The organism is Limnofasciculus baicalensis BBK-W-15 (genome assembly GCF_024178385.1).
In the GTDB taxonomy this organism is placed as follows: Bacteria; Cyanobacteriota; Cyanobacteriia; order Cyanobacteriales; family Coleofasciculaceae; genus Limnofasciculus; species Limnofasciculus baicalensis.
Map to the genome: position 1 here is coordinate 1 of NZ_JAMZMM010000442.1, position 4361 is coordinate 4361.

Genomic DNA, 4361 nt, shown 5'->3' on the forward strand with positions numbered 1-4361 from the left:
AAAGAAGAGAGTAGAAACCTTTGTTCCTTTTACCCTCTGCCTTACTGTCGTAGCCCCTCCACCCTACCCTCTACCCCCTATTTGGTAAATTTTTGGTAAAGATTTGCTAGGGAAATGTTCCCTATCTTCTCTAGAATAAACTTACATAAGCTGATGGGATGGCAACCCAATCCCCATTTTTCCATTGAGTAATACAATTTAAGGAATTTTTGGTGCAGCGATTTCGAGGTCAAAATCTATGATAGCTAGATCATTCTACGCCTCTGCGACAGGGATAATTAAAGCCAGGGAAGCCATGGCACACAAGCGATTGACGCAAGAATTACTTGCCACAGGAGTGGGGTTAAAGACTCGTCAATCCGTGGGCAGATTTTTAGCGGGGAAACCAGTTGATCGGCGTGTATTTATTGAGATATGCTGTCAACTTGACCTCGATTGGCAAGAAATTGCCGTTGAGAGGAAGCTTTCTACACCCACCACGATGAGACACAATCAAGAGAATCCGGTTGATATCGATGCTTTAGTCCAAGAAGCGCGATCGCTATATCATGACAAAATAGACGCTCAGTGTAGTACCTTACAGCTATTAGAACTACCTCAACCGATCGATTTAGCTCATATTTACATTGATGCCTACATTCTAGAAGACATCCCCAACCGACGCTGGTTAGAAATTACCGACTTACAGAAAAGCATCCCTCTCGATTCAGATCGTGACACTTTAGCCCCATTTCACTCAGATCATATCGCTCAAGAACGAGTATTAGCAATCGAAGCCGCAACTAAATACTTCAAACTGATGATACTAGGTAAGCCAGGTACGGGGAAAAGTACCTTTTTAAAATTTATCGCTCTTCAGTGCAATCGGGGGACATTTCAACCCCATTTACTCCCCATATATATTGAGCTGAAAGACTTTGTGGAAGATGCTAAAGAGCAAAGCGCATTCAGCTTAGAAAACTACATAAGCCAAGAATTAGATCTCTATGATATCTTAGCTGAGAATTTTCAAGCCTTACTCCGTCATGGCAAACTGCTAATTTTGCTAGATGGCTTAGATGAAGTGCCAGATGCAGAAAAAGATCGCGTCATTACAGAAATCCGTCGGTTATCCCAGCGATATTACAAAAATCAATTTATCATCACCTGTCGTCTTGCTGCCCATCAATACCGCTTTCAGGGATTTACAGAGGTAGAAATTGCTGATTTTACCAACCACCAAATTACCAATTTTGCTCAAAAGTACTTTGTCGCTACTTCTAGCAATAACCAAGGAGCAGGATTAACAAAGGCATCTCAATTCATTGAACAGCTAAAGTATCCAGACAACCGAAAAATTCGCGAATTAGCGGCAACACCACTCTTACTCAATCTTATTTGTTCCGTCTTCCAATCCAAAGCTAGTTTTCCTACCCAACATGCCAAACTGTATGAGGAAGGATTGGAAATTTTACTCGTCAAATGGGATCGATCAAAAGGCGTGAGACGAGATGAAACCTATTATAATCTGTCTCTTGTTAACAAGATTAAACTTTTGAACCAGCTCGGGGCAAAAACCTTTGAACAAGAAGATTATTTATTTGCACAAAACAAAGTCCAGCAACATATTATTGACTATCTCCGCCAGTTACCCGATCCCAAAAGTGACCCCGTAGCCTTACAAATCGATAGCGAAGCGGTTTTGAAATCAATTGAGCGGCAACATGGATTATTAGTAGAGAGAGCCCGCCGCATTTACTCCTTCTCTCATCTCACCTTTCAAGAATACTTCACCGCCAGACATATTACCACAACCAACGATCTTGTTAATGATAGTAATCAAGCATTAGAGCAACTCGTAACCCACATCACCAGGAAACGTTGGCGGGAAATTTTTTTACTAGCTGCTGGGATGTTACGACGGGTAGACGATTTAATCTGGCTGATGAAGGAAGAAATCAATCAGCTACTGATTCCCGATGATAAATTACTACAATTTCTGGGATGGATTGATCGTAAATCTCAGTCAGTCTCAGTTAAATACAAACCAGTAGCAGTGCGAGCATTTTACTTTTCCCTAACCCTTACCCTTAACGAGTACTTGAAGATTGCCCTTAATCCAGACTCTGGGAACAATCCTTTTTCTCACAAATCAGAATTACCACTCTCACGTTGTCTTTCCTTAGCTCTCGCCCTCGATCCAAATTTTGATCTACACCGTGACATTGGCTTTAACTTTAATAGTAAATTCGCGGATATTTATCCGATCCCAGCCTTAAACAGGTTTTCTCTGATAGAGCAGACAATTAACTGTATCATTCATTTTGATTTAGCTCTAATACCGTCTCGAATAAAAGAGTTGCAGGAATCTATACAAAAGCTAAAAATACAGATCCATCAACCAGAAAAAGAGCCAGAACAAATTCATATTTGGTGGTCAGAAAATCAGCAAACATGGACAGAGAAATTGATCGCTATCCTCCACGAACATTATCATATCGGTCATATTTGGGACTTCAGCACCGAACAAACGCGATCGCTCTGGCAGTACTATGAGGCAAATCAGTTACTTGTGGATTGTCTCAACAGCAGTTATGAGCTGAATCCAGAAGTGCGCTCGCTCCTTGAGGAAAAATTGCTGAAAGTCTAACTGAGATCTTGCACCATGTTTAATAACCCCAAAAACCCGCCAGAGAATAAATTCTCTGTCTAATAGCTTAAACACCAATCTCAATTGGACGGTTGAAACCGCATCTACACAGACAAAACCTGCCTTCGCGGGTTCTATTAGCGGTTGAAACCGCATCTACACAGACAAAACCTGCCTTCGCGGGTTCTATTAGTCTGCGCAGGCGGACTTTGTTTGTGTAGCCGCGATTTCCAATCGCCGCGATTTCTGTAGGGTGGGCAATATCCATGCTATGGTAATACACAAATCAACAAATACATAATTCTGTATTTAAGACAAAGACGATAGGGGGCGATCGCAGATGTAAAAATGGGGAGTAGTTATGCAAAAACACTATGCCCAAAATTAAACGAGACGAAAGGCTGAATATCACCATTAATGAGAGCCTGAAACGTCAATTCGACGTAATTTGCGCAATTAAGGGGTTGAGCATGAGTGATGGCGCTCAACAGGCGATTGTGAAATGGGTAAAGGAAAACTCAACCGATGAATTGCTAAAAGCCATTGAAAACATACCTACAGACGAACAACCCTAAGCGACTCCTAGCGCTGGCGGAAAGCGAAAAGCAAAGGGATGACAAATCAACCACAACCGGATGAATCGACCTCAGAAAACGTCCACTCAGTCACAGATCCGATTAAATGTAAAGAGATGGGTCAAAAATATGGGTGGAAATTGAAAGATACCAGACAAACAAAGGATTCAATCCTTAAAATCGACTGTATTTTCTACGGCAAACAAACTTCATTTGAGGATGAGCGCTATGACTAGCCCTGAAACCTGGATTATTTATAAAACCGAGACAATGAGCGATCGCGGATGGGAAGATAGGAAACTTACACCGTCCCAATCTCTTACCGATATACTGAGTGAGGAGTGGGATTGGTCAGGAAAGGATTTTCCTCAAATAGGCTCACGCTTCCGAGAATACGAAAATCTCGAAGATCCAGGTAATGGGGCTAGTCATGGCAAATATGGAGATTGGGTTGTAACCAAAATCCATCACTTCTCATCCCCAGACACCGAGCAGCGAATTATAGTTTGCTACTGCTCTTACCAACCGATTGAGCCTAACTGGGAGAAGCTCAATCGGGTTAAGTCGCTAGTTGCTGAAGCTGTTTAGGTTTGTGCTTCTCCAGAGGCGGGCGTACCCCGAAGGGGAAGTATCATAAAACATTGTCTTATAAAATTAAAACTTTCCCCTTAATCAGGAAGCAGCAAAACCAATGACAGAGGAAAAACTCCAGCCAAATAAAAATTTACCACCCCCATCCCCGATCGTCGATCCTTTAGAAAATCAAGAAATAAAGCGCTTACAGCTCATTATCTACCTGCTACCAGTAATTGGCTTTTTCCCAGCACTATGGACACTGTACCACCGGAATGGTACGCGATCGCAACAAGCAGTAAGTCGTTTGTCAATTACCTTGGCTTTTACCTGGCTCCTAGGCTACATTTTATTATGGTCAGGAGCAGAGCTTGCAGATTTCTGGAGCCTACGTTTATTATTTATTAACTCTATGTTCACATCGGGTTATTTTTTAGTCAGTCTGGGATTGATGGTGCGTTTGTGGCAGGGTAAGTCACCACGCCTCCCCGGAATGAGTCAGGTGGCAGAGGGAACAGTACGGAAACATTTATCTTAGGGTTAACAAAAGGCAATCTCCATCGAACTCCACCCCCCCCCACCCC

5 protein-coding genes are annotated in these 4361 nt (G+C 42.4%); all 5 read left to right on the forward strand.

What is annotated here, in order from left to right:
• The first annotated feature begins 238 nt into the window (after nt 1-238).
• Nucleotides 239-2629 carry an NACHT domain-containing protein gene (locus NJ959_RS26175; protein ID WP_254014694.1) on the forward strand — a complete coding sequence of 797 codons (2391 nt, stop codon included), beginning with the start codon at nt 239-241 and terminating at the stop codon, nt 2627-2629.
• Between the two features lie 374 nt (nt 2630-3003).
• Nucleotides 3004-3204: a plasmid partition protein ParG gene (locus tag NJ959_RS26180; RefSeq protein ID WP_254014695.1), complete on the forward strand. Its 201-nt coding sequence runs from the start codon at nt 3004-3006 to the stop codon at nt 3202-3204.
• 38 nt (nt 3205-3242) lie between these two features.
• Nucleotides 3243-3440, forward strand: a complete 198-nt coding sequence (locus NJ959_RS26185; RefSeq protein ID WP_254014696.1) for a hypothetical protein — start codon at nt 3243-3245, stop codon at nt 3438-3440.
• Nucleotides 3433-3792: a hypothetical protein gene (locus tag NJ959_RS26190; RefSeq protein WP_254014697.1), complete on the forward strand. Its 360-nt coding sequence runs from the start codon at nt 3433-3435 to the stop codon at nt 3790-3792. Before NJ959_RS26185 ends, NJ959_RS26190 begins: the two co-directional genes overlap by 8 nt.
• A gap of 103 nt (nt 3793-3895) precedes the next feature.
• Entirely contained in the window at nt 3896-4315 is a 420-nt protein-coding gene (locus NJ959_RS26195; RefSeq protein ID WP_254014698.1) for a hypothetical protein, read from the forward strand.
• Nucleotides 4316-4361: the final 46 nt, after the last annotated feature.

What these genes read in the sequence shown, in the direction of transcription:
- NJ959_RS26185 (WP_254014696.1), top strand. Translation starts at nt 3,243, where the DNA reads ATGACAAATCAACCACAACCGGATGAATCGACCTCAGAAAACGTCCAC.
- NJ959_RS26190 (WP_254014697.1), top strand. Translation starts at nt 3,433, where the DNA reads ATGACTAGCCCTGAAACCTGGATTATTTATAAAACCGAGACAATGAGC.
- NJ959_RS26195 (WP_254014698.1), top strand. Translation starts at nt 3,896, where the DNA reads ATGACAGAGGAAAAACTCCAGCCAAATAAAAATTTACCACCCCCATCC.
- NJ959_RS26180 (WP_254014695.1), top strand. Translation starts at nt 3,004, where the DNA reads ATGCCCAAAATTAAACGAGACGAAAGGCTGAATATCACCATTAATGAG.
- NJ959_RS26175 (WP_254014694.1), top strand. Translation starts at nt 239, where the DNA reads ATGATAGCTAGATCATTCTACGCCTCTGCGACAGGGATAATTAAAGCC.